The following is a 25,978-nucleotide window of genomic DNA, read 5'->3' on the forward strand; positions in this document are numbered from 1 at the left end:
CTTTTGGGGGTCAGTACAACATGAGAAAGGGCTTTTTTAGTAGCCTATTGTTTTTCTTTGATGATATAGACAGGTCTTTTTTTGGTTTCTAAAAATATTCTAGAGATGTATTTGCCAATGATTCCAAGACAAAAAAGCTGAATGCCCCCTATAAATAAGATGATGGAGACAGTGCTAGCCCATCCAGAAACGGGGTCGTCATAGATGAGTTTACGACTGACAATAAACACAATAGCTAAAAGAGATAAAACAAAACTTAGAGTACCTGTCCAAGTCGCAATGGTGAGAGGCATTTCAGAAAAGTTAATGAAGCCATCTAGTGAGTACCTTATTAAATCAAAGAAACGCCAACTGGTCTTGCCACCTTGCCTCTCGCGATTATCAAAACTCAGATAAGTAACCTTGTAACCCACCCAAGAAAAAATCCCTTTGGAAAAGCGGTTCACTTCTTGTAATTCTAAAATACTGTCCACCACTTGTCGCGTCATGAGACGGTAGTCACGGACCCCATCGAGTATTTCTGTGTGAGAAACCTGATTGAGCAAAGCATAAAAGACCTTAGCACCCAAAGAACGGATGAAAGGCTCACCGTGTCGGTTTTGTCTTCTTGTTGCCACCACATCAAAACCGTCTTGAAGTTTATCAAACATCTGAGGAATTAGCTCGGGAGGGTCTTGCAAATCCACATCCATCACAACAACATAGTCCCCTGTGACTTCTGTCAGACCAGCTAGTAGACCAGCTTCTTTGCCAAAATGCCGTGAAAATGACAAATAATGAACATTGTCGTAGCGTTTTGCCACCTCTCGCAGTACGGTGAGGGTGTGGTCCTTAGAGCCGTCATCAATAAACAAATAATCAAAGCTTAGTTGCTCAGTCATTGTGTTTTCGATGGCTTTCATTTTCGTAAGGTAAGGTAAAATGGTATCTTCTTCATTGAAACAAGGAATAACGATGGATAATACAGGCATAGCAATCACTTTCATAGGTCTTTTGACAAATTGTAACACAAATGGCAAGGAAAAAACATTAAAAGCAGATTCCTAAAAAGAATCTGCTTATTGTTTACCAGCTATCCAAATCAATCACTTCAATTTTATAGCCATCTGGGTCCTGGATGAAATAGTAGCGAGCAGACTTGTCTGCCAATCCTTTGATATCGGTGACAGGAAAACCAGCTTGTAGGTGTTTTTCGTAATCAGCCTCAAATTGATCTGAGCCGATAGCGATATGACCGTAGCCATTTCCTAAATCGTAAGCTTCATGGTCATAATTATAGGTAAGCTCAAGCTCGTATTCACCGCCTTCTAGTGCGAGATAAACCAGTGTAAACTGATACTCTGGAAAATCTTTGCGGTGGGTTTCTTTAAACGGAAAGGCTGTGGTATAAAATGCCAGTGATTTTTCTAAATCTTGGACACGGATACAAGTGTGCAGTGCTTTCATGAAATCTCCTTAGTGAACTGTCGAAATAACCTCTTCGCGAGGTTTACGAACTTGTGGGTGTTTTGGATCTCTGAGGCGATAGCCCAGTGATAGGATGCTTGCAATGCCTTCTTTATCAGTATCAATGACACCATGCTTGCCTAGAATGTCGTTGACTTTGTCGTAGTCAAAACCTTCTATTGGGCAGGAATCAATACCAATCAAGGCGGCAGAAGTCATCATGTTTCCTAGAGCAATATAGGTTTGTTTGGCAGTCCAATCAAAGAGCGCTCTAGGGTCATCAGCCATTTTCATGTCATTTTTTTGGAAAGATTCATAGATGCTAAGGCGACTAGATAGGCCTTTTTCATCATGTATGCCACGACGAATTAAGCTATTTTTTATAGATTCACCATCATATCGGGCATTTTTTTCACTGACCAATAGGACAATATGACTAGCTGTTTCTAGCTGATACTGAGCACCCCAGGCAAAAGCTTTAATCTCTTTTTTGATGTCTTCGTTGTCAAGGACGATAAAGCGCCAAGCTTCAAGACCAACCGAAGAAGGGCTGAGCCAGGCAGCATCTAAAATGAGATTAAGGTCATCTTCAGGGATTTTTTGGCCATTGTAGACACGAACGGCTGTTCTAAATGAAAAGGCATCTCTAAGCTGTTTGTGAACTGTTTCTTGTGACATAAGAACCTCCAATAATGTAATCATCTTAATGATAGCATATTGAAATTTAGATGACAAACGAATATTGAGCGTTTAGAACATTTTTTGCAAACGGTTACTATTTGTAGAGGAATTAGCCTTCAAAATAGAGCAATTCTTTTGGGGTATGGGTAAAGACTTGGAAGCCATCTTTGATCACATGCCCACAGTCCTCAATGCGGACCCCAACCTTACCTGGAATATAGATACCAGGTTCAACAGAAAAGCACATGCCTTCTTCAAGAACGAGGTCGTTTCCAGCCATGATTGATGGAAACTCATGGACATCCATACCAATGCCATGACCGAGACGGTGATTAAAGTAGTCCCCATACCCTGCTTTTTCAATGACTCGTCTAGCTACGGCATCTACCTGGGCAGCAGTCACACCAGGTTTGATAAACTCAAGGGCTGTTAATTGAGCTTCTAAGCAAATGTGATAGATATCTGTCTTGAACGAATCAGGTTTGCCGACAGCAACAGTTCTTGTCATATCACTTGTATAACCTAATGTTTCAACACCGAGGTCAAAAAGGAGCAAGGAGTCATTTTCGATGAGATTAGTGCCAGGAATGCCATGCGGATTTGCGGCATTGTTGCCGGTTAGCACCATGGTGTCAAAACTCATTTTGCTGATGCCTTGTTTTTTCATGCCAAATTCAATCTGAGCGATAATATCGGCTTCGGTATGTTGTAGGGAGATATTATCAAAGCCAATATTGACAGCCTTATCAGCAAATTCACCGGCAACAATCATTTTTTGAATTTCATCACTTGATTTGATGAGGCGCATGCTTTGAATATAAGGGGTCAAATTATCGAATCGACCTGTGAAAACACTTTGCAAACCTTGAAACTTGCTAACGTTTAAGTGGTCAAATTCGGCATAAATGGTCTTGGCATCTATCGCAGGTAAACCCTTCTTAATTTTTGCCCAAGGATTTTCTGAATCTTGATAACCAAACACAGTAAAATCAAGTATTTGGCTGGCTCTAGCCACTTCGAGTGCTGGGACAAATAAAACGGGGGCTAGCTCATGATAGACAAATAGGAACATTTGCCTTTCATGAGGGTCACATGAGAATCCTGTCAGGTAATCAATAGACACAGGATCAGAAAATACAGCTAACTCAGCCTTTTGTTGGTCAAGATAGCAACGAATTTGGTCTAATTTAGTCATAGATGAACCTTCTTTCTAGTATCTATTTTTTCAAAAAAGTCCGAAAAAAGCAAGTTTATCCCTATTTTTTGAAAAAGTTTTCAAAAAATTAACCTTTAACACTTGAAAGTGGTTACAAATCATGCTAAAATATTTTTTGAAAGCGTAGTTTTCAAATGAAAACAGAAAGGAAGATAATTAATGAATACAGACGATACAATTACGATTTATGACGTGGCTCGTGAAGCAGGAGTTTCTATGGCTACCGTAAGTCGCGTTGTGAACGGTAATAAAAATGTTAAAGAAAATACTCGCAAGAAGGTCTTAGAAGTCATCGATCGACTAGACTATCGCCCAAATGCGGTAGCGCGTGGGCTTGCCAGTAAAAAAACAACGACAGTTGGTGTCGTGATCCCAAATATTTCAAACAGCTATTTTTCGATTTTGGCTAAAGGGATTGATGACATTGCTGCGATGTATAAATACAATATTGTCCTTGCCTCAAGTGATGAGGACGATGATAAAGAGGTTAATGTGGTTAACACGCTCTTTGCAAAGCAAGTTGATGGTATTATTTTCATGGGGCACCATTTGACAGAAAAAATCAGAGCAGAATTTTCACGCTCTCGCACCCCTGTTGTCCTAGCTGGGACGGTAGACCTTGATCACCAATTGCCAAGTGTCAACATTGATTACAAGGTTGCTGTGGCAGATGTTGTGGATATTTTAGCAGAAAACCATGATAAGATTGCCTTTGTTTCTGGACCACTTATCCATGATATCAACGGAAAAGTTCGCTTAGCAGGCTATAAAGAAGGCCTTAAGAAGAACCAGCTCGATTTCAAGGAAGGTCTTGTTTTTGAGGCTAACTATTGCTACAAAGAAGGATTTGATCTTGCACAACGTGTGATCAATTCTGGCGCTACAGCTGCTTATGTTGCTGAGGATGAATTGGCGGCAGGTCTGTTAAATGGTCTCTTTGAAGCAGGAAAACGAGTGCCAGAAGACTTTGAAATCATTACAAGCAATGATTCTCCAGTTGTTCAATACACTCGACCAAACCTAAGCTCAATTAGTCAACCAATCTATGATTTGGGAGCTGTTAGCATGCGGATGTTGACCAAAATCATGAACAAAGAAGAGTTGGAAGAAAAAGAAATTTTATTAAACCACGGCATTAAAAAACGTGGCACAACCAAATAAAATCTGCCTGTTACGGCAGATTTTTTAGGAGAGTAGCGATGACAAATCCATTATTAATGCAGGCTTTTGAGTGGTATTTACCAGCAGATGCCAACCACTGGAATCGATTGCAAGAGCAAATTCCAGATTTTAAAGAGCTAGGAGTTAGCGAATTATGGCTTCCGCCTGCCTTTAAAGGAACAGGCGCAGCAGATGTGGGCTATGGTGTTTACGATTTATTTGATTTGGGTGAATTTGACCAAAATGGGACAGTTCCGACAAAATATGGCTATAAGAATGAGTATTTAAAGCTCATCTCAGACCTAAAAGCGGCTAACATTAAACCGATTGCCGACATTGTTCTCAATCATAAGGCTAATGGAGACCATAAAGAACGGTTTCATGTGATAGCAATGAATCCAGAAAATCGCAACGAAGCTTTGACAGAACCTTACGAAATTGAGGGTTGGACAGGCTTTCATTTTCCTAATAGACAGGGAAAATACAATGATTTTCATTGGCATTGGTACCATTTTACAGGTCTTGATTACAATGCCAAAACTCATGAAAATGGGATATACATGATTACTGGTGACAACAAGGGTTGGGCTAGTGATGATTTGATTGACGATGAAAATGGCAACTTTGACTATTTGATGTATAATGATTTGGACTTCAAGCACCCCGAAGTCATTCAAAACCTCCATGATTGGGCTAAATGGTTCCTTGAAACAACTGGTGTGGAAGGGTTTAGACTAGATGCGGTTAAGCATATTGACTCTTATTTTATTCAAACCTTTATCAATGACATCAGAACCCATCTCAAACCAGACCTAGAAGTTTTTGGTGAATACTGGAAATCAGACAAAGAATCCATGCAAGACTACCTGGATGCCACCAATGCACAGTTCTCTTTGGTTGATGTGGGTCTGCACATGTCATTTTTTGAGGCTAGCCAAAAAGGTAATGACTTTGATTTGACCACTATTTTTGACGGAAGTCTAGTGGCTACTCGCCCAGATTTAGCAGTGACCTTTGTTGACAACCATGACACACAACGAGGGCAAGCTTTAGAATCAACAGTAGAAGAGTGGTTTAAGCCACTAGCATACGGGCTTATTTTATTGCGTCAACAAGGAAAGCCTTGCTTGTTTTATGGGGATTATTATGGCATTTCAGGAGAATACGCGCAAGAAAGCTTCAAAGACATTATCGACAAGATGGCTAAACTCAGGCAAACAATGGTCTACGGTAAACAAGTGGACTATTTTGACCATGCCAATTGCATCGGCTGGACCTGTCTAGGCGACGAGGCGCATCCAAATCCTTTGGCTGTACTCATGTCAAACGGTGATGAGGGCTGGAAGCACATGAACCTAGGGCAATCCTTTGAGGGACAAACATTAGTTGATGCCTTGGGCAATTGTCAAGAAACAGTTACCATTGATGAGAATGGTTGGGCTGATGTCAAGGTAGAAGCAGCTTCTGTATCTGCCTGGGTGCTAGCCGACTCTTTAGATGACCTATAAAAATCAGCCTCGTGGCTGATTTTTTGGTCTCTTAGTGAAAAATACTGTAAAATAAGCTATAATAGAGGTTATGAAAGTCTTATTGTATTTAGAAGCAGAAAATTATTTAAGAAAATCAGGGATTGGACGTGCTATCAAGCATCAAGCCAAGGCCTTATCTCTTGTGGGACAGGACTTTACAACCAATCCAGCTGATGACTATGACCTCGTCCACCTCAATACTTATGGGATTAATAGTTGGCTGCTCATGTCAAAAGCACAAAAAGCAGGCAAAAAAGTGATTATGCATGGACACTCCACAGAAGAAGACTTCAGAAATTCGTTTGTTCTGTCAAATGTGATTGCTCCTTTATTTAAAAAATACCTCTGTTATTTTTATAATAAGGCAGATGCCATTATCACGCCAACTAGCTATTCTAAAAAACTGATTGAACATTATGGGGTTAAAACTCCTATTTTTGCCCTGTCAAATGGGATTGATTTGGAACAATATGGAGCCAACAAAGATAAAGAAGCGACCTTTCGGAAGTATTTTAACCTAAAAGAGGGCGAAAAAGTGGTCATGGGAGCAGGGCTTTTCTTTCTCAGAAAAGGCATTGATGACTTTGTCAAGGTAGCTGAGGCCATGCCTGATGTCCGTTTTATCTGGTTTGGCGAAATCAACAAGTGGGTTATCCCATCAACTGTTAGACGACTGGTCAATGGAAACCATCCCCAAAATGTTTGCTTTCCAGGCTATATCAAGGGAGACGTTTATGAGGGTGCCATGACTGGGGCAGATGCTTTCTTCTTTCCTAGTCGTGAGGAAACAGAAGGCATCGTGGTCCTAGAAGCGCTAGCAAGCCGCCAACATTTGGTTTTACGTGATATTCCGGTATACCATGGGTGGGTTGATCAAAATAGTGCTGAGCTTGCCTCAGATGTTCCCGGTTTTATTGCGGCTTTAAAACGCATTTTTTCTGGTGCCAGCGACAAAGTAGAGGCTGGCTACCGGGTTGCTGAAAGCCGAAAAATTGAAACCATTGCGCATCAGCTAGTGGCGATTTACAAAGAAGTAATGGAGTTATAACATGCGCGTAGGTCTATTTACAGATACTTATTTTCCGCAAGTCTCAGGAGTGGCTACCAGTATTCGTACCTTGAAAGAAGAGCTAGAGAAACAAGGTCATGAGGTCTATATTTTCACGACCACTGATAGACATGTCAAACGCTTTGAGGACCCAACGATTATTCGTCTGCCGAGCGTTCCATTTGTGTCTTTTACCGATCGCCGCGTGGTTTATCGCGGGGTCATATCCTCTTATAAAATTGCAAAGCAATACCATTTGGATATTATCCATACCCAAACAGAGTTTGGGTTAGGATTACTAGGAAAAATGATTGGCAAAGCCCTTAGAATCCCTGTTGTTCACACGTATCACACACAATACGAAGATTATGTGAGCTACATCGCTAAAGGAAAAATCATCCGTCCAAGCATGGTGAAGCCTTTGCTGAGAGGTTATTTAAAGGATTTGGACGGGGTTATTTGCCCAAGTCGGATTGTCTTAAACCTTTTGGAGGGCTACGAAGTAACAATCCCCAAACGTGTGATTCCCACTGGAATTGATTTGTCTAACTACACGCGCGATGATATAGAGCCTAAAGCTATTGCTCATTTACGTGAAAAACTAGGAGTTGCCGCAGACGAGACCATGTTGTTGAGTTTATCTCGCATCTCGTATGAAAAAAACATTCAAGCTATTATTAAACAGCTTCCAAATGTTATTGCAGAAAATAGCAAGGTTAAATTGGTTGTTGTTGGTGATGGCCCTTACTTAAACACCTTGAAAAAGTTGTCTAGTGAATTGGGGATTACGGACCATGTTACCTTTACTGGCATGATTGCCCACGATGAGGTCGGTCTTTACTACAAGGCGTGCGATTTCTTTATTTCGGCGTCAACAAGTGAAACCCAGGGTTTGACCTACATTGAGAGCATCGCTAGTGGAAAACCTATTATTGCTCATGGGAATCCTTATTTAGATGATTTGATTACCCATAAAATGTTTGGAACCCTCTATTATTCCGAGCTTGAGTTGACAGATGCGATTATCGACGCGATTTTGGAAACGCCAGAGATGACCAAAGAAGCGCTTAATCAAAAACGTTATGAGATTTCTGCCCAGCATTTTGGAAAATCCATTTACACCTTTTACCTTGATAGCATGATTGCTAAAAGCAACAAAGGAACTAAAAAATTGAGCCTGTACGTTGACCGTACCGAAAAAAGAAGTTCGTTCAAATTGGTCCAAGGCGCTATTCGATTGCCTAAACGTGCGGCTAAAGCAACTGCCTTGACATCGGTTAAGGTGGTTAAAGCACCTATCAAGATTGTCAGTGCGATTCGTGATTTTTTAGGAGAATAAGAAGGCGCTTTATTGCATTTTGTTATCGTTATCACAAAAGTTTCAGCTATTTTAAAAAATAGCTTGAAATTTTAAAAATTATTGCTATAATAATCTTTGAAGACATGTTAGATTAGAAACATCATTTTAGCGAGTGCTGGTTGGTGGAAAGAGCACATTGATGACTAATGTAATACTCCTTCCTATGATTTTATGCAAACATAAAAGGGTGGCTCCCTTATCGCCACTAGAGGTGCAAGACATGCTGTATTTGTCCTGCATAAATTAAGGTGGAACCACGTAGTCTTTACGTCCTTTGGGATGTAAAGGCTATTTTCTTTTGGGAGGGAATTGAAGCTTGCAAGCAAAAAGATCACCTTGTTTTATCGACAGAGCAAACACAGGCATACTTATGACAGTTATTAAAAAAGGAGAGACAAATGGTTAAGATTACATTTCCAGATGGCGCAGTTCGTGAATTTGAATCTGGCGTTACAACTTTTGAAATAGCGAAATCTATTTCAAATTCTTTGGCAAAAAAAGCTTTGGCTGGTAAATTAAACGGGCAACTGATTGATACCACAAGAGCTATCGAAGAAGATGGTAGCATTGAAATTGTAACACCAGACCACGAGGATGCATTTGAAGTGCTTCGTCACTCAGCTGCTCACTTGTTCGCACAAGCTGCTAAGCGCTTATTCCCTAACCTTCACCTTGGTGTTGGTCCAGCTATTGCAGATGGTTTTTACTATGACACTGACAATGCTGATGGCCAAATCTCTAACGAAGACCTTCCTCGCATCGAAGAAGAGATGAAAAAAATCGTTAAGGAAAACTTTCCATGTATCCGTGAGGAAGTTAGCAAGGAAGAAGCCTTAGAACTTTTTAAAGATGATCCCTATAAAATTGAACTTATTAATGAGCATGCTGGTGCTGGTCTAACTATCTACCGTCAAGGGGAATTTTTCGACCTTTGCCGAGGCCCTCATGTGCCATCAACTGGATATATTCAAGTTTTCCATTTGTTGAACGTCGCAGGAGCTTACTGGCGTGGAAACAGTGACAATAACATGATGCAACGTGTCTACGGAACAGCTTGGTTTGATAAAAAAGATCTCAAAGATCATTTGACTCGTCTAGAAGAAGCTAAAGAGCGTGACCACCGTAAGCTTGGAAAAGAACTTGATTTGTTCATGATTAGTCAAGAAGTAGGACAAGGCTTGCCGTTTTGGTTGCCAAATGGCGCAACTATCCGTCGAACTCTTGAGCGTTACATTACTGACAAAGAACTAGAATCAGGCTACCAACATGTTTACACACCACCTCTTGCGTCTGTAGATTTGTATAAAACTTCAGGGCACTGGGATCACTATCAGGATGACATGTTCCCTACTATGGATATGGGTGATGGAGAAGAGTTTGTGCTTCGTCCAATGAACTGCCCACACCACATTCAAGTTTATAAAAACCATGTGCATTCTTATCGTGAATTGCCAATTCGTATCGCTGAACTTGGTATGATGCACCGCTACGAAAAATCAGGTGCCCTTTCAGGCTTGCAACGTGTGCGTGAAATGACTCTTAACGATGGTCATATCTTTGTAGCACCAGAGCAAATTCAAGTTGAGTTTCAACGTGCCCTTCAATTGATCATTGACGTTTATGCTGACTTCAACTTGACTGATTACCGTTTCCGTTTGTCATACCGTGACCCTAACGACAAGAAAAAGTACTATGACAACGATGAGATGTGGGAAAATGCTCAAAGCATGCTGAAAGCAGCGCTTGATGAGATGGGTGTAGAATACTTTGAAGCAGAAGGTGAAGCAGCCTTCTACGGACCAAAACTAGACATTCAAGTTAAAACTGCCCTAGGTAACGAAGAAACTCTATCAACTGTTCAGTTGGACTTCTTATTGCCAGAACGTTTTGACCTTAAATATATTGGTGCTGATGGTGAAGAACACCGTCCAGTCATGATTCACCGTGGGGTTATTTCAACTATGGAACGCTTCACTGCTATTTTGATTGAAACTTACAAAGGTGCCTTCCCAACTTGGTTAGCACCGCACCAAGTAACTGTTATCCCAATTTCAAATGAAGCACATATTGACTATGCCTGGGAAGTCGCAAGAGCATTGCGTGACCGTGGTGTGCGTGCGGATGTGGATGACCGTAATGAAAAAATGCAATACAAGATCCGTGCTTCTCAAACTAGCAAGATACCTTACCAATTAATCGTTGGAGACAAGGAAGTAGAGGACAAGTCTGTTAACGTACGTCGCTACGGTAGCAACACTACTGAGACTCAAAGCATTTCAGAATTTGTAGACAATATCTTAGCAGATATTGCTAGAAAATCACGTCCAGATTCAGAGATGAACTAAGTTAGCGTCTCTCTAGCTCTGTGATAAAATAAGCCCTTTGGAAAAAGCTTTCAAGGGCTTTTTTTGATGTCTATTTTAGGGTATGAGTTTTTTAGAAAACGGTTGCACAAAACTAATGATGGTGCTATAATAAATGGCAGCTTATCGTCAATGTCTAATGAATCAAGAAAAGCAGGTGATGTGATGACCATGATTGAAGTATCTCATCTTCAAAAGAATTTTGTAAAAATTGTTAAAGATCCAGGGCTAAAAGGAGCTTTTCAATCGCTTTTGCACCCTAAGAAACAGACCTTTGAGGCTGTTAAAGATTTGTCATTTGATGTGCCTAAGGGGCAGATTTTAGGATTTATTGGTGCAAATGGGGCTGGAAAATCAACCACCATAAAAATGTTAACAGGGATCTTAAGACCTACATCAGGTTTTTGTCGAATCAATGGTAAAATTCCTCAAGAAAATAGGCAAGACTATGTCAAAGATATTGGTGTGGTTTTTGGGCAGCGCACACAGCTATGGTGGGATTTGGCCTTGCAAGAAACTTATACGGTATTAAAGGAAATCTACGATATTCCAGATCAAGACTTTCGTAAGCGCATGGCTTTTTTAAATGAGGTCTTGGACTTAAACGCATTTATCAAAGACCCTGTCCGTACGTTATCACTTGGTCAGCGCATGCGAGCCGATATTGCGGCCTCTCTTTTGCATAATCCTAAAGTTCTCTTTTTAGATGAGCCCACTATTGGCTTAGACGTTTCCGTAAAAGATAATATCCGTCGGGCGATTACTCAAATCAATCAAGAAGAAGAAACAACTATTTTATTGACGACCCATGATTTGGGGGATATAGAGCAGTTGTGCGATCGTATCTTTATGATTAACAAGGGTCAGGAAATTTTTGACGGCACAGTCTCTCAGTTAAAACAAACCTTTGGCAAGGTCAAGAACATTTCCTTTGAATTACAACCAGGTCAAGAACATATCGTGTCTTGTTTTGTTGGCCTGCCTGGCATCACTGTTCAGCGACAAGATATGCTGTTAGATATCCAATACGATAGTTCTCGTTACCATTCAGCAGATATCATCCAAAAAACCATGACTGATTTTGCCGTTAGGGATCTGAAGATGGCGGATATTGGTATTGAGGATATTATTCGGCGTTTTTACCGAAAGGAGCTTTGACATGTTATCATTTTGGAAACGGTATAAGCCCTTTATTAGCGCAGGCATTCAAGAGCTAATCAGTTATCGGGTCAATTTCTTCTTGTATCGTCTTGGGGATGTCATGGGAGCTTTTGTAGCTTTTTACCTCTGGAGGGCTGTTTTTGATGCCTCTAAGCAATCTTTAATTAATGGCTTCACACTCTCTGACATGACGTTTTACATCATTATGAGTTTTGTCACGGGTTTGCTCACCCACTCTAACAGTTCGTTTATGATTGGCGAAGAAGTTAAGGATGGCTCGATTATCATGCGACTCCTTCGGCCGGTTCATTTTGCGACCTCTTATCTATTTATGGAAATTGGTTTTCGCGGGATTATCTTTATTAGTGTTGGTTTGCCGTTTCTTTTCTTGATGGCAATCACAAAAGTTCAGGCAGGAATTCCCCTTTTTCAACTTTTGTTAACGCTCTTGCTTTACCTAATTAGTGTCTTACTTGCTTTTTTAATTAATTTTTATTTCAATATTTGTTTTGGTTTTTCAGCCTTTGTGTTTAAGAACCTTTGGGGATCTAACCTCTTGAAAAATTCGCTTGTCGCCTTTATGTCAGGGAGCTTGATTCCTTTGGCGTTCTTTCCAAAACAGGTGGCGACAGTGCTGGGGTTCTTGCCGTTTTCATCTTTGGTTTATACCCCTGTTATGATTGCTATTGGGAAATACGGACTGCAACAAAGTGCCATGGCCATTGGACTGCAGTTGTTTTGGCTAATCGTGATGGTAACGATGTCGCAGGTGATCTGGAAAGCTGTGCAGAACCATTTGACAATCCAAGGAGGGTAACATGGCAAAATTAAGGCGTATGCATGCTATTTTTATCAAGCAATACCTCAAGCAAATCATGGAATATAAGGTGGATTTTATTGTGGGAGTGCTAGGGGTTTTCTTAACACAAGGGTTCAACTTGCTTTTTTTGAATGTGCTTTTTCAGCACATTCCCTCACTTGAGGGATGGACCTTTGAGCAGATTGCTTTTATTTATGGGTTTTCCTTGATTCCAAAAGGAATTGACCATCTCTTTTTTGATAACTTGTGGGCATTAGGACAGCGCTTAGTGCGAAGAGGAGATTTTGATAAGTATCTGACAAGGCCTATTAGTCCCTTATTTCATGTCTTGGTTGAGACCTTTCAGGTAGATGCTTTGGGAGAATTACTAGTGGGGGTCATGTTGCTATCCACTACGGTTAGTGCCATTGACTGGACCTTCCCTAAGCTAGCGCTCTTTTTTGTGGTCATTCCTTTTGCCACTTTGATTTACACTTCTTTAAAAATTGCGACAGCCAGTATTGCTTTTTGGACCAAGCAATCTGGAGCGGTGACTTATATTTTTTATATGTTTAATGACTTTGCTAAATACCCCATGTCCATTTACAATTCTTTTTTGAGATGGGTGATTAGTTTTGTGATTCCCTTTGCTTTTACCACTTACTATCCAGCGTCTTATTTTTTAATGGGTAAGGATTTTATGTTTACTATTGGCGGCCTCATTGTGATATCTTTGCTGATTTTTGGCTTATCACTGAAGCTTTGGCATTGGGGACTAAATGCTTATGAGAGCGCAGGCTCTTAACGAGTGAGAATGTGCTTGAAAATAACACAGACAATTAGGAGAAGTTCTCCACTAAAAAAGGCATCCGTTGTTAGCGGGTGCCTTTTGGCTGTTATTAGATTACCAGGCGTAAGCATTTGTCGGTGCTTGTAGGTAGTCAATCCACTGGTTATCCTTAATTCGACAGAGAGTCACTGAAATGCCTTTCATATCAAGACTGGTCATTAATTTGCCACTTTTGATGAAGGGCAAACTGAGCCCGTCTAAATCTAATAGCTGACAGATGTCATTGAGAAAAATACCTTGTTCCAGATCAGTAGTGGTGCCTAGGTTATTAACGAGCAGGATAAAGGCTTCGCCTTCTTGCCAGTGAAATGCGATTTGTAGTTTATTGGTGATTTCAACAGCTAAGGCTTCGGAAGAGACATAAGGAACGGTACGGTAGCCTTCTTCGCCGTGGATACCAATGCCATAGGAAATCTGATTGTCAGCCAAGTCAAATAGCGGATGAGTGGTCTCAGGCAAATGCGCTGACTTGGTCGCAAAACCAATGGTAGCGATTTCAGTGGCTAGAGAAAAAGCAAGTTTTTCAAGCCTTAGAAGATCTGCCCCCTGCTGGGCTGCAGCTCCTATGATTTTGTGGAGTAAAATGGTACCAGCTAGGCCTCGATGCCTCATTTGAAAACGATTTTTAGGTTCTACAGAAATGTCATCGTGGGACACGATGTATCTGATTTGTCGACCTTCTTGGCGTGCTAAGGCAATAGCTGTTTTAAACTCTCGTAAATCTGCTTCGAAATTTTTGATGATGACAAAAACCCCTTTGCCCTTGTCCAACAAGCGCAAAGCCTCTAAGATATCACTCGCACAAGGTGGGGTAAAGAGATTGCCGTAAACAGCTCCAGCCAGCATGCCATCACCGACAAAACCAGCATGAGCAGGCTCATGACCAGAACCTCCCCCAGACAAAATAGGAACAATTTGATCATCTTGGTAACGATTATAAATAATAGGAAATTCTTGCCATTTGGCCAAGTGACGGTGGGCTGCTAATAAGCCTGAGATGTATTGAGAAATCATTGTTTGATGGTTGTTAAAAATAGTAAACATGGTTATCTCCTGAATTAGTGAATGCTTGTCATGATGAGATGCTTGATGTGGTCGACTGAAAGCGAAAAATCGCTTTGGGTCACGTAGCACTTTACAAGATGGGTGAGAGCCTTAGCGTGGTAGAGGGATAAAAACTGGCGGTAATCAGGCCCCATCTGAGTAAGAGCAGGTCCTTGATACTCTGAGATGATTTTATCAATAAGCACCTGACAATACTCATCAAAATAGCTATAAAAATCATTTTGTCCCTTAATGTCAAAAACTTGAGCATAAAAGGGTCTGTGGCGTTCAAAGTAAAAGAGTAATTCTTCTAGCAGCTGAAAGCCATTGATATAGTTGAGGTTGTTGGTGACTTGTTCTTGCAAATCCGTCTCAAAAATCCAATCCAACAGGTCGTACTTGTCTAAAAAATGGTTGTAAAAGGTTTGGCGTCTGATTTGTGCTTGATCCATAATATCAACAACAGAAATCTTGTCAAAAGGCTTGCCTTCCATTTGCTTTTTAAAAGCTTTGGCAATTTTTTTCTTGGTGATGAGAGAAGTTGCCATAGTCTTTCCTTCGTTTTAATAGTCTTTTTGCTATTATACCTTATCAAAGACGGTTTAGGAAGAAAAGGGACAGATTTGCCCTTTTGTCCCTTACATTTTTTAGAAAAAGGATTTATAATGAAAGCGTAAACAAATAACGGAGGATTGACCATGAAAAAAATCATGAATGAAGCGACAACTATTGTTGATGACATGCTGCAAGGTTTTGCAGCCATGCACGATGACTTGGTAGAAAGACGAGATGGTTTTGATGTTATCGTCCGCAAGAGCCCAAAAACTGGACAAGTTGGTTTGATTTCTGGTGGTGGCTCAGGTCATGAGCCGTCTCACGCTGGGTTTGTAGGAGATGGCATGCTGTCAGCAGCCGTTTGTGGGGCAGTTTTCACATCGCCAACTCCAGACCAGATTTTAGAAGCTATCAAAGCTGCTGATGAGGGTGCTGGTGTCTTTATGGTCATCAAAAATTATTCTGGTGACATCATGAATTTTGAAATGGCTCAAGAATTGGCAGAAATGGAAGGGATTGATGTGGCTAGTGTCGTTGTAGATGATGACATTGCTGTGGAAAACAGTCTCTATACACAGGGACGTCGAGGTGTTGCAGGAACCATTCTTGTTCATAAAATTTTGGGACACGCAGCGCGTCAAGGCAAATCATTAGCAGAAATCAAAGCTTTAGCAGACGCTTTAGTGCCAAATATCAAAACCATTGGATTTGCGCTCTCAGGCGCCACCGTCCCAGAAGTTGGCAAGCCAGGCTTTGTCCTTGCAGACGATGAATTTGAGTACGGCGTTGGTATCCATGGTGAACCAGGATATAAGAAAGAAAAAATGCAAAGCTCAGCTGTTTTAGCCAAGGAATTGGTAGACAAGCTAGCAGATGCTTTTGAGTTGGTATCTGGTCAAAACTACGGTATTTTGATTAACGGCTTAGGGGCAACCCCTTTGATGGAACAATATGTTTTTGCTAACGACGTGGCAAAACTATTGGCAGAAAAAGGAGTAACCATTCACTTTAAGAAAATTGGTGACTACATGACTTCAATTGATATGGCTGGTCTATCCTTGACTCTGATCAAACTAGACGATGACGCTTGGATACAAGCCCTTCAATCAGATGTGACAACACCAGCCTGGTAAGGAGAAAGCTATGCAAACAGAACAAGCTATTAAATGGATGCGTCTCTTTAATGAGAATATCCAAGACAATAAGGACTATTTGAGCCAATTGGATACTCCGATTGGTGACGGTGACCACGGAGGTAACATGGCGCGTGGTATGGCTGCCGTTATAGAAGCCATTGATGGCAAAACTTTTGACAGTGCCTCTGACGTGTTTAAGATCGTTGCCATGCAACTGTTGAGCAAGGTCGGAGGAGCTTCAGGACCTCTTTACGGCTCTGCGTTTATGGGACTTGCTAAGGCTGGAGAGCAAGCTAGTCTGGCAGATGCGCTACAGGCAGGTCTTGAAATGATTCAAAAGCGCGGTAAAGCTGAATTTGGCGAAAAAACCATGGTTGACGTCTGGACACCTGTTATTAAAGCGTTATCAGACAACCAATTAACCAAAGAAGTGATTGAAGAAGCCGTTTTAGCAACAAAAGACTCTCAAGCCACCAAGGGGCGTGCTTCGTATGTCGGCGAGCGCTCTATTGGGCACATTGATCCAGGGTCATTCTCGTCAGGTCTTTTGTTCGAAGCCATGCTAGATGCAGAGGTAGTGTCATGACAGAATTAGGAATGATTATCGTATCGCATTCAAAACACATTGCTCAAGGTGTGGTAGACTTGATTTCAGAAGTTGCAACAGATGTGGCTATCACCTATGTTGGCGGCACCGAGGATGGCGATATAGGAACAAGTTTTGACCAGATTCAGGCCATTGTTGACGCCAACCCTAAGGATGATTTGCTAGCCTTCTTTGATTTAGGCTCAGCTCGGATGAATATTGAGATGGTTTCTGATTTTTCAGATAAGACTATCACGTTGAACGTGGTTCCTATTGTCGAAGGAGCCTATACAGCGGCAGCCCTTATCCAAGCAGGGGCAGACAAAGAAACGGTTTTAAATCAACTCAAAGAGCTTGCCATTACCAAATAGTGATAAGGCTTATGATACAAGGCGTTTTCCAGAATAAAGATAACAAAAAGCTGATGACAATCAGCTTTTTGAGTTAGCTTTCAAAAACCCCTCATCTCTGCGAGGTTGTGGTATAATATGCTCAAAAAGGAGGGCGAAGCTATTGCGGCAAAAAATGATAGCACGGTATCAAGCATTGAGGGCCTATCAGCGATTAGGGCTTTCAGCAGAGGCATTTCAGGCTTTGGCTAAGGTTCAAGTCATAGATTATCGGTTAGGCTCACCTAGTTTTTGGTTCATCTGGCAACTGGAAAAAACTCTTAAACCAGCCAAGGAACTGCTAGACATGTTACTGTGCATGGTTGACATGCCTCATGAATTGAGTGGTCACCTAGAAGAAACACAGACCTTGGTAGCTCGCTTTCACCCCGACTTGTCTCCAGACCATATTTTTTGGAAAGAAGTTGCCCAGCTTGTTGATCACGCCTTTCCAGAACAATCGCTTGACCAAGAGGGGGAACTAGAAAGGCGCCTTCATCAGTTTCGTTACCTAGTGTCTAGTCAGCAGGCGCAATATATTCGCCATCATTTTAAAAGTTCTGGCATGACAGACCGCCAGGCATTAGCCCTTTTTTTAAAAGGGAAAAAAGGCCCTGCCTTTTGGCGGCGCCACCCTGACTACACGTTGATGGACTCAGCTCGACTGCATAACAAGGTAGCTGTTCAGTCAGGACAGATAAGGTTTCCAGACCAAGAAATATCTTACAATATCAAGGTGTTAATCGATTTTCACACGGAGTTTATCCTAGATAGCCAGGGGCGTTTCCTCAATGAGATTGATGCCGAAGTCGTCTCTCAAAAGGGTCTTATTAACGGTGCTTCCTTTAACTACGGCACTCGAGGAAAAAGGCATTGGGATTTAGATGTCGCTCCTATCAGACGACACGACCCAGCAGTGAGGAAAAAAGCCCTGAAAGGCTACCAAGCACCTAGATGGATTAGGCGAAACCAAGCCGATTTTGAATGGTCTTACTTTAATAAGAGAGGCCTTTTTTCAAGAGACCGCAAAAGTTGTTTTGATTTGGTCAAGGCTCAGGCCAAGCAATTTAAAGCTCAAATCAAAAACAGTTGAGATTGCACGCAAAAGGGTAAGCCGTTAAACAGCCTTTAGAGCAAGGCTCACCTAGTGCTTGTTTGTCGGTAAAGACGGCAGTGATTGTCAATTAAAGCTAAATTTTGGTATAATCATGTAAGAAATCACAACTAGACATAGCAGTGTCGCTGGCCTTGTTGCTGAGCGGTTTTGATAGCTTGTGATAAGTGCGATGTAGAAATGTTCTGAGGTAGAAAAATGAAAAAAATCCTTATTGTCGATGATGAAAAACCAATCTCTGACATTATTAAATTTAATTTAACAAAAGAAGGTTATGATATTGTGAGGGCTTTTGATGGGCGTGAGGCTGTTGCTGTTTTTGAAGAACACAAACCTGACTTGATTATTTTGGACCTCATGCTACCAGAATTAGATGGTCTTGAGGTTGCCAAAGAAATTCGCAAAAGCAGCCATGTGCCAATCATCATGCTATCTGCTAAAGATAGTGAATTTGATAAAGTCATCGGTCTAGAAATTGGAGCAGATGACTATGTGACCAAACCTTTTTCCAATCGCGAGCTATTGGCGCGTGTCAAGGCCCACCTACGTCGGACAGAAACCATTGAAACAGCGGTAGCTGAAGAAAACGCCTCTGCAGGTTCACAAGAATTAACCATTGGGAACTTGCAGATTTTGCCTGATGCTTTTGTGGCTAAAAAACATGGAGAAGAGGTGGAGTTGACTCACCGTGAATTTGAATTGTTGAGGCATTTGGCCAATCATATGGGACAAGTCATGACGCGAGAGCATTTGCTAGAAACCGTCTGGGGCTATGATTATTTTGGTGATGTTCGTACCGTTGACGTTACGGTTCGTCGCCTGCGCGAAAAAATTGAGGACACTCCGAGTCGTCCAGAATACATTTTGACCAGACGTGGTGTCGGTTACTACATGAAATCATATGACTAGAGATATTATCGGCAACCTATCTGCTTTTGAGCTGGCCATTTTATTGCTACTCGTTTTTGTTGCCTTTTATTTTATTCATTTGGCCATTCGAGACTACCGCAATGCTCGCTTGATTCGGATGATGAGTCATAAAATAAGAGATTTAATCAACGGCTCCTATACCGATGTCATTAATGAAAAAGCAGATATCGAATTGATGGAATTAGCAGAGCAACTCAATGATTTATCAGATGTGTTTCGCCTGACCCATGAAAATCTGGCCCAGGAAAAAAATCGTTTGGCTAGCATCTTGGCTTATATGTCAGATGGTGTGCTTGCAACAGACCGTTCTGGTAAAATCATCATGATTAACGAGACTGCTCAAAAGCAACTTAATCTTAGTCGCGACCAAGCTCTGCAAAAAACGATTACCGACTTGTTAGAAGGAGATTCTCCTTACACTTATCGTGATTTGGTGTCAAAAACCCCAGTCGTGACAATCAGTCGTAGAAACGATATCGGAGAGTTTGTGTCTTTGAGGTTGCGCTTTGCCCTTAATCGGCGAGAAAGTGGTTTTATTTCAGGTTTGGTAGTGGTGTTACATGACACAACTGAGCAAGAAAAAGAAGAACGCGAACGCCGTTTGTTTGTCTCAAACGTCAGTCATGAATTGCGGACACCTCTGACCTCAGTCAAATCCTATTTGGAAGCTCTTGACGAAGGAGCACTCAAAGAAGACATCGCACCTAGCTTTATCAAGGTGTCATTAGATGAAACGAACCGCATGATGCGAATGATTTCAGACCTTTTAAATCTGTCTCGAATAGATAATCAGGTGACTCAACTATCTGTTGAAATGACAAATTTCACGGCTTTTATGACCTCGATTTTAAACCGTTTTGATTTGGTAAAAAGCCAACACACCAGTACTAGCAAAACCTATGAAATCGTTAGAGATTACGCGATCCATTCGCTTTGGCTAGAAATTGACAATGATAAAATGACTCAGGTTATTGAAAACATCCTAAACAACGCCATCAAATATTCACCAGACGGCGGTAAAATAACCGTTCAAATGAAAACAACAGAGACCCAATTAATCATTTCCATAGCCGATCAAGGGCTAGGAATTCCTAAAAAAGATTTGCCTCTTATTTTCGACCGTTTCTATCGTGTCGACAAGGCTAGAAGCAGAGCTCAAGGTGGCACAGGGCTAGGGTTAGCCATCGCCAAAGAAATTATCAAACAGCATCACGGTTTTATCTGGGCCAAGAGTGACTATGGAAAAGGATCGACCTTCACCATCGTGTTACCTTATGAAAAAGACGCTGTCACTTATGACGAATGGGAGGACGATATAGAGTAATTGATGAATAACAATGGATTTAAATACAGTATTTTAGCTTCGGGATCAACAGGAAATTGCTTTTACCTAGAGACCCCTAAAAAGCGACTGCTGATAGATGCAGGATTAACGGGTAAAAAAATCACCAGCCTATTAGCAGAAATTGATCGCAGGCCAGAAGATTTGGATGCGATTTTGATCACACATGAGCATTCGGATCATATCAAGGGGGTTGGAGTGCTCGCTCGCAAATACCACTTGGACGTTTATGCCAACGAAAAAACCTGGCAGTTAATTGATGACCGCAATATGATTGGTAAACTAGACACCTCACAAAAGCATCTCTTTCAACGGGACAAAACACTTACCTTTGGAGACATTGACATTGAAAGCTTTGGAGTTAGTCACGACGCGATTGACCCACAGTTTTACCGCATTATGAAGGATAATAAGTCTTTTGTGATGTTGACAGACACAGGCTATGTGAGCGACCGATTGGCAGGTATTATTGAAAACGCTGATGGGTATTTGATTGAATCAAACCACGATGTTGAAATTTTACGCTCAGGCTCCTATCCATGGAACCTTAAACAACGCATTTTATCGGATCGTGGGCATTTGTCTAACGAGGATGGTGCGGGTGCCATGATTAGAACACTTGGTCATAAAACCAAAAAAATCTATTTAGGGCATTTAAGCAAAGAAAATAATATCAAAGAGTTAGCACACATGACCATGGTTAATCAATTGGCTATGGCAGATTTAGGGGTTGGGCGAGATTTTACCGTTCATGATACTGCCCCAGACACCGCTAGTCCACTGACAGATATTTAGTTTTTTGAATATCTACTGAAAAGACCATTTGGAAGCAGTCTTCTAAATGGTTTTTTGCTATAATAGAGGAGTCTATTGACAAAAAGAAAAGGGGTTTTTTTATGAAAAAGCTGGAAGCGTTGCTGAAGAAATCATTCAACATAATCTTTGAAGACAACAAGTTACTAGAGACGGCATTTACACACACGTCATATGCCAATGAGCATCGCCTCCTAAACATTTCACATAATGAGCGTTTGGAATTTTTAGGAGACGCCGCTCTTCAATTGATTATATCAGAGTATTTGTTTGCGAAATACCCTGAAAAAACAGAAGGTGACATGTCAAAACTCAGGTCTATGATTGTACGTGAGGAAAGTTTGGCAGGCTTTTCAAGATTTTGCTCCTTTGACAGTTACATCAAACTGGGAAAAGGCGAGGAAAAATCAGGAGGTCGCAATCGTGATACCATTCTTGGCGATTTATTTGAGGCTTTTTTGGGAGCCTTGTTATTGGACAAGGGTGTCGAAGAAGTGCGTCGCTTTTTAAAACAAGTGATGATTCCCCAAGTTGAGCGAGGCAATTTCGAAAAGGTCAAAGATTACAAAACTTGCCTGCAAGAGCTTTTGCAAGCTCAAGGTGATGTCATTATTGACTATCAAGTGATTAGCGAGACAGGACCTGCCCACGCCAAACAATTTGAGGTGGCTATTTATGTCAATGACGAGCTCATTAGTAAAGGCCTCGGCAAGTCTAAAAAAATGGCGGAACAAGATGCTGCTAAAAATGCCCTAGCCCAGCTTAGTGAGGTCTAAATGTTTTTAAAAGAAATCGAAATGCAAGGGTTTAAATCCTTTGCAGACAAAACTAAGATTGAATTTGACAAGGGGGTAACCGCAGTTGTAGGCCCAAATGGTTCAGGGAAAAGCAATATCACAGAGAGCCTTCGCTGGGCGTTGGGTGAATCTAGTGCGAAAAGCTTGCGAGGCGGTAAGATGCCAGATGTGATTTTTTCAGGCACTGACAAGCGAAACCCCTTAAACTACGCGCAAGTCTCAGTTGTATTAGACAACTCTGATGCTTTTATCAAGGATGCCAAGGAAGAAATCCGTATTGAGCGACACATCTATCGCAATGGTGATAGTGACTACCTGATTGATGGGCGCAAGGTGAGGTTGCGAGACATTCATGATTTGTTTATGGATACTGGCTTGGGGAGAGATTCGTTTTCGATTATTTCGCAAGGGCGCGTCGAAGAGATTTTCAACAGTAAACCAGAAGACAGGCGTGCCATTTTTGAAGAAGCAGCTGGCGTTTTGAAATATAAAACACGTAAAAAAGAAACACAGAGCAAGCTGCAACAAACTCAAGATAATCTCGACCGTTTAGATGACATTGTTTATGAATTAGAGCACCAAGTCATCCCTCTTGAAAAACAGGCCAAGACAGCCAAACAATTTTTGACCTTAGACAGTGAGCGAAAACAGCTCCAGCTGGACATATTAGTGACAGATATTGAGCAAAATCAAGCCCAGAAAGAAGCCTGTCATCAGGACTTAGATCAATTGCAAAAAGCTTTGGCTGATTATCACACTAAACGTGATGACTTGCAAAAGTCACATCAGGCCTTGAAAAGCAAGCGTCAGTCCTTAAATCAGGTATCTGATCACACTCAGACACAGTTATTGGAACTAACCAAGCTCATTTCGGACCTTGAAAGACACATCGAACTGATTCATCTGGAAACGAGCCAAAAACAAGCTAAAAAAGAAGAAGCTAGTCAGCGTTTAGGACAGCTTACAGAGCAATTAGAGGCTTTTCAGAATGAACACCAGCAAAAAAGCCATCGCTTGGCAACTATTGAGCAGGAGTTGGCTCTTTTGACCGTTTCCTTGAGTGACTTGACAAAAGTGCTAGAGCGCTTTTCAACTGATCCAGATCAGGCCATCGAAAATCTCAGGGAATCTTTTGTTGGGTTGATGCAAAAAGAAGCACAAATCTCTAATCGCTTGACCATTTTACAAGCTGACTTAGACAAAGAAGATCAAGCTAGAGAAGCCTACACTCAGGAATATCAAGCCATAAAAGATAAAGTCGAACAGCTAGAGAAAGAGTGTCACCTTGCTTTGAAACGTTATGAAATGAGCCAGTCAGAGGTCAGTGATTTGCTTCACAGCTATCATCAGCTAGAAACTGCCATAGGAACACTAGAGCAACGCTACCAACAAGAACAAACCCAACTCTTTGACCTTTTAGATCAGCAAAAAGCCAAAGAGGCTCGAAAAAACAGCTTAGAAGCCATTCAAAAAAACCATAGTCAATTCTATGCAGGCGTCAGATCAGTTCTCCAAGCAGCGCAGCAATTAGGAGGTATCCTGGGAGCGGTTAGTGAGCATTTGACCTTTGATCGCACTTACCAGACAGCCCTAGAGATAGCTTTAGGAGCTAGCAGCCAGCATGTTATCGTTACAGACGAAGCGGCGGCAAAACGAGCGATTGCACACTTAAAAGCAAATCGCCAAGGGCGAGCGACATTTTTACCATTGACCACGATTAAGAGCCGTTCGCTTTCAAAAACGTCTCTAGACCAGTTGATATCCTGCCCGGGATATTTAGGAACGGCAGAATCCTTGGTGACCTATGATGACAAATTAGCTGCGATTTTTCAGTATTTGTTAGGAACAACGGTTGTTTTTGAAACAATTGATCAAGCCAATCAAGCTGCCAAACGTTTGCAGTACAAAGTCAGAATTGTCACCTTGGACGGGACAGAACTCCGACCAGGTGGTTCCTTTGCAGGAGGAGCTAATCGTCAAAATAACACCACTTTTATCCAGCCAGAGTTAGATCAAGTCCTTAAAGATTTGAGCCAACTATCTGACCAGTTAAGAGAAGCTGAAGCGACAGTCACAACTCTCAAAGAGGAATTGACGGATAAAAAAACAGCCCACCAGCAACTCAAGCAAGCTGGAGAAACAGCTAGATTAGCTGAGCAAAAGCATCAGTTAGCTTATCAGCAGGTCAAGGAACAGCTAAGCGATGCCCAAGCACTCTTAGCAACCTTTGCAACAGGACAGAAACACTCAAGTGAGGATTTGTTGACTGAAAAATCAGAGCTAGAAACAGAACTCACTCATGTGACTGAAGCAAAAAGAGCAATCACTACCGAGATTGAGCAGTTAAAAGCAGGCAAAACGGTTGTTAAAGAAACCAAAGATCGTTTAGAACAAGACTTGTCTCAGGCTCGTCTGCGCCAGCGAGATTTGCTCAGCGAACAAAAATTTGAGACTGCTAATCAACATCGGATCAATCAGCAAATCAACCAAACTCAAGCCGACATTAGGCAGTTAAAAGACTTGCTATCTAGTCATATTAACCAAGATGACAAGGCCCATCTGCCGACACTCAAAGAACAGCTAGCTGAGGCTCAAAGGAGCAAAGAAGCCTACCAAGAAAAACTAGTGACCTTGAGATTTGATATCGAAGACAAAGAAGCGCAGTTGGAGGAGTTAGCGAGTCAACTGGCCAAAGAAACTCAACAGAACGAACAGTTTATTCGCCAACAGACTAAGCTTGAAGGGGAGCTTGAACAAGTCACAAACCGCTTGCGAGCCTACGCCAAGCTTTTATCAGAAGAGTTTCAGATGACCTTGTCAGAAGCTAAACAAACCAGAACAACTATTGATAACTTGGCTTTAGCCAAGCAACGCCTACAGGCCTTGCAAAAAGACATTAAAGCACTGGGTCCTATTAATAGTGACGCGATTGCACAGTTTGAAGAAGTCAATGAGCGCTTAACCTTTTTAAAAGGTCAAAAAGAAGACCTTATGACAGCTAAAAATCTACTGACGTCTACGATTGACAATATGGACGCAGAAGTAAAAGCCAGATTTAAAGTCACTTTTGAGGCTATTCGTAACAGTTTTAAAGAGACCTTTACCCAGATGTTTGGGGGAGGCTCTGCTGATTTACTATTAACAGAGGGCAATCTGCTTTCTGCAGGCATTGAGATTGCCGTGCAACCACCAGGTAAAAATATCCAATCCCTTAATCTAATGTCTGGTGGTGAAAAGGCCTTATCAGCGCTTGCTTTATTATTTGCTATTATTCGTGTAAAGACCATACCATTTGTGATTTTAGATGAGGTTGAAGCAGCCCTTGATGAGGCTAACGTTAAACGTTTTGGAGATTATCTCAACCGTTTTGACAAAGATAGTCAGTTTATCGTTGTGACGCATCGTAAAGGAACCATGGCGGCAGCAGATAGCATTTATGGGATAACCATGCAAGAGTCAGGTGTGTCAAAGGTCGTATCTGTGAAGTTAAAGGATTCTAAGGAACTGACTTTCTTATCCTAGACCCAAAACATTCCTAAAGCAGTCTAATAACCTTTAGGTAAGATGTTTTTGATAAAACATAAATGTCATCTAGCTAAGCTAGCTTGTTGCGGACAACCCATAAAAAAACTATTCCCACATTGTACTGACCCCCAAA

The 25,978-nt window shown here is 41.4% G+C and carries 23 protein-coding genes; 17 read left to right on the forward strand and 6 right to left on the reverse strand.

The genetic code is table 11. From position 1 onward, the window contains the following. Positions 1-44: 44 nt before the first annotated feature. The 4 genes from AKK44_RS07415 to AKK44_RS07430 all read right to left on the reverse strand — a co-directional run bounded on the left by AKK44_RS07415 (position 45) and on the right by AKK44_RS07430 (position 3,322). Entirely contained in the window at positions 45-971 is a 927-nt protein-coding gene (locus tag AKK44_RS07415) for a glycosyltransferase family 2 protein (protein ID WP_054279156.1), read from the reverse strand. Positions 972-1,065: 94 nt separating this feature from the next. Beyond that, entirely contained in the window at positions 1,066-1,446 is a 381-nt protein-coding gene (gloA, locus tag AKK44_RS07420; RefSeq protein ID WP_054279157.1) for a lactoylglutathione lyase, read from the reverse strand. Between the two features lie 9 nt (positions 1,447-1,455). Next, on the reverse strand, positions 1,456-2,124 hold the full coding sequence (locus tag AKK44_RS07425; RefSeq protein ID WP_054279158.1) for an NAD(P)H-dependent oxidoreductase: 669 nt from the start codon (positions 2,122-2,124) through the stop codon (positions 1,456-1,458). Between the two features lie 112 nt (positions 2,125-2,236). Continuing rightward, positions 2,237-3,322: an aminopeptidase P family protein gene (locus tag AKK44_RS07430; protein ID WP_054279159.1), complete on the reverse strand. Its 1,086-nt coding sequence runs from the start codon at positions 3,320-3,322 to the stop codon at positions 2,237-2,239. Between the two features lie 180 nt (positions 3,323-3,502). Here AKK44_RS07430 and ccpA point away from each other — a divergent pair, with 180 nt between their 5' ends. The 8 genes from ccpA to AKK44_RS07470 all read left to right on the forward strand — a co-directional run bounded on the left by ccpA (position 3,503) and on the right by AKK44_RS07470 (position 13,569). Beyond that, positions 3,503-4,504, forward strand: coding sequence for a catabolite control protein A (ccpA, locus tag AKK44_RS07435; protein WP_054279160.1), 1,002 nt, complete (start codon positions 3,503-3,505; stop codon positions 4,502-4,504). 38 nt (positions 4,505-4,542) lie between these two features. Further along, positions 4,543-6,012, forward strand: a complete 1,470-nt coding sequence (locus AKK44_RS07440) for an alpha-amylase (protein WP_054279161.1) — start codon at positions 4,543-4,545, stop codon at positions 6,010-6,012. A gap of 70 nt (positions 6,013-6,082) precedes the next feature. Beyond that, a complete protein-coding gene (locus tag AKK44_RS07445; protein ID WP_054279162.1) occupies positions 6,083-7,081 on the forward strand; it encodes a glycosyltransferase family 4 protein in 999 nt (332 codons plus the stop codon). 1 nt (position 7,082) lies between these two features. Next, a complete protein-coding gene (locus tag AKK44_RS07450) occupies positions 7,083-8,420 on the forward strand; it encodes a glycosyltransferase family 4 protein (protein WP_054279163.1) in 1,338 nt (445 codons plus the stop codon). Positions 8,421-8,839: 419 nt separating this feature from the next. Next, entirely contained in the window at positions 8,840-10,786 is a 1,947-nt protein-coding gene (gene thrS / locus AKK44_RS07455; RefSeq protein WP_054279164.1) for a threonine--tRNA ligase, read from the forward strand. Positions 10,787-10,969: 183 nt separating this feature from the next. After that, a complete protein-coding gene (locus AKK44_RS07460) occupies positions 10,970-11,962 on the forward strand; it encodes an ABC transporter ATP-binding protein (RefSeq protein ID WP_054279177.1) in 993 nt (330 codons plus the stop codon). Between the two features lies 1 nt (position 11,963). Next, positions 11,964-12,782 carry an ABC transporter permease gene (locus AKK44_RS07465; protein ID WP_054279165.1) on the forward strand — a complete coding sequence of 273 codons (819 nt, stop codon included), beginning with the start codon at positions 11,964-11,966 and terminating at the stop codon, positions 12,780-12,782. Between the two features lies 1 nt (position 12,783). After that, positions 12,784-13,569 (forward strand): ABC transporter permease, encoded by a 786-nt coding sequence (locus AKK44_RS07470; RefSeq protein ID WP_054279166.1) that lies wholly within the window; start codon positions 12,784-12,786, stop codon positions 13,567-13,569. A 99-nt stretch (positions 13,570-13,668) separates the two neighbouring features. Here AKK44_RS07470 and dhaQ read toward each other — a convergent pair whose 3' ends face one another. Further along, positions 13,669-14,658 carry a DhaKLM operon coactivator DhaQ gene (dhaQ, locus tag AKK44_RS07475; RefSeq protein ID WP_054279167.1) on the reverse strand — a complete coding sequence of 330 codons (990 nt, stop codon included), beginning with the start codon at positions 14,656-14,658 and terminating at the stop codon, positions 13,669-13,671. A gap of 14 nt (positions 14,659-14,672) precedes the next feature. Further along, the gene (gene dhaS, locus AKK44_RS07480; RefSeq protein WP_054279168.1) at positions 14,673-15,206 is read right to left on the reverse strand and encodes a dihydroxyacetone kinase transcriptional activator DhaS; all 534 of its coding nucleotides are present in this window, start codon (positions 15,204-15,206) and stop codon (positions 14,673-14,675) included. A gap of 150 nt (positions 15,207-15,356) precedes the next feature. On the opposite strand from dhaS, the gene dhaK reads away from it, so the two are divergent. The 9 genes from dhaK (at position 15,357) to smc (ending at position 25,842) form a co-directional block, all read left to right on the forward strand. Then, a complete protein-coding gene (gene dhaK, locus AKK44_RS07485) occupies positions 15,357-16,346 on the forward strand; it encodes a dihydroxyacetone kinase subunit DhaK (RefSeq protein ID WP_054279169.1) in 990 nt (329 codons plus the stop codon). Between the two features lie 10 nt (positions 16,347-16,356). Beyond that, complete coding sequence (gene dhaL / locus AKK44_RS07490) at positions 16,357-16,935, forward strand: dihydroxyacetone kinase subunit DhaL (protein ID WP_054279170.1); 579 nt, start codon at positions 16,357-16,359, stop codon at positions 16,933-16,935. Beyond that, the gene (dhaM, locus tag AKK44_RS07495; protein ID WP_054279171.1) at positions 16,932-17,306 is read left to right on the forward strand and encodes a dihydroxyacetone kinase phosphoryl donor subunit DhaM; all 375 of its coding nucleotides are present in this window, start codon (positions 16,932-16,934) and stop codon (positions 17,304-17,306) included. The genes dhaL and dhaM overlap by 4 nt, the downstream gene beginning before the upstream one ends. A gap of 142 nt (positions 17,307-17,448) precedes the next feature. Then, positions 17,449-18,417 carry a DUF3114 domain-containing protein gene (locus AKK44_RS07500; RefSeq protein WP_236686671.1) on the forward strand — a complete coding sequence of 323 codons (969 nt, stop codon included), beginning with the start codon at positions 17,449-17,451 and terminating at the stop codon, positions 18,415-18,417. 219 nt (positions 18,418-18,636) lie between these two features. Further along, positions 18,637-19,347: a response regulator YycF gene (gene yycF, locus AKK44_RS07505; protein ID WP_054279173.1), complete on the forward strand. Its 711-nt coding sequence runs from the start codon at positions 18,637-18,639 to the stop codon at positions 19,345-19,347. Then, entirely contained in the window at positions 19,340-20,692 is a 1,353-nt protein-coding gene (gene vicK, locus AKK44_RS07510) for a cell wall metabolism sensor histidine kinase VicK (protein WP_037594744.1), read from the forward strand. Before yycF ends, vicK begins: the two co-directional genes overlap by 8 nt. 3 nt (positions 20,693-20,695) lie before the next feature. Then, the gene (locus tag AKK44_RS07515) at positions 20,696-21,505 is read left to right on the forward strand and encodes an MBL fold metallo-hydrolase (RefSeq protein ID WP_054279174.1); all 810 of its coding nucleotides are present in this window, start codon (positions 20,696-20,698) and stop codon (positions 21,503-21,505) included. A gap of 101 nt (positions 21,506-21,606) precedes the next feature. After that, complete coding sequence (rnc, locus tag AKK44_RS07520; RefSeq protein WP_054279175.1) at positions 21,607-22,299, forward strand: ribonuclease III; 693 nt, start codon at positions 21,607-21,609, stop codon at positions 22,297-22,299. After that, positions 22,300-25,842 carry a chromosome segregation protein SMC gene (gene smc, locus AKK44_RS07525; protein WP_054279176.1) on the forward strand — a complete coding sequence of 1,181 codons (3,543 nt, stop codon included), beginning with the start codon at positions 22,300-22,302 and terminating at the stop codon, positions 25,840-25,842. Positions 25,843-25,978 lie beyond the last annotated feature (136 nt).

The organism is Streptococcus phocae, assembly GCF_001302265.1.
GTDB lineage: Bacteria > Bacillota > Bacilli > Lactobacillales > Streptococcaceae > Streptococcus > Streptococcus phocae.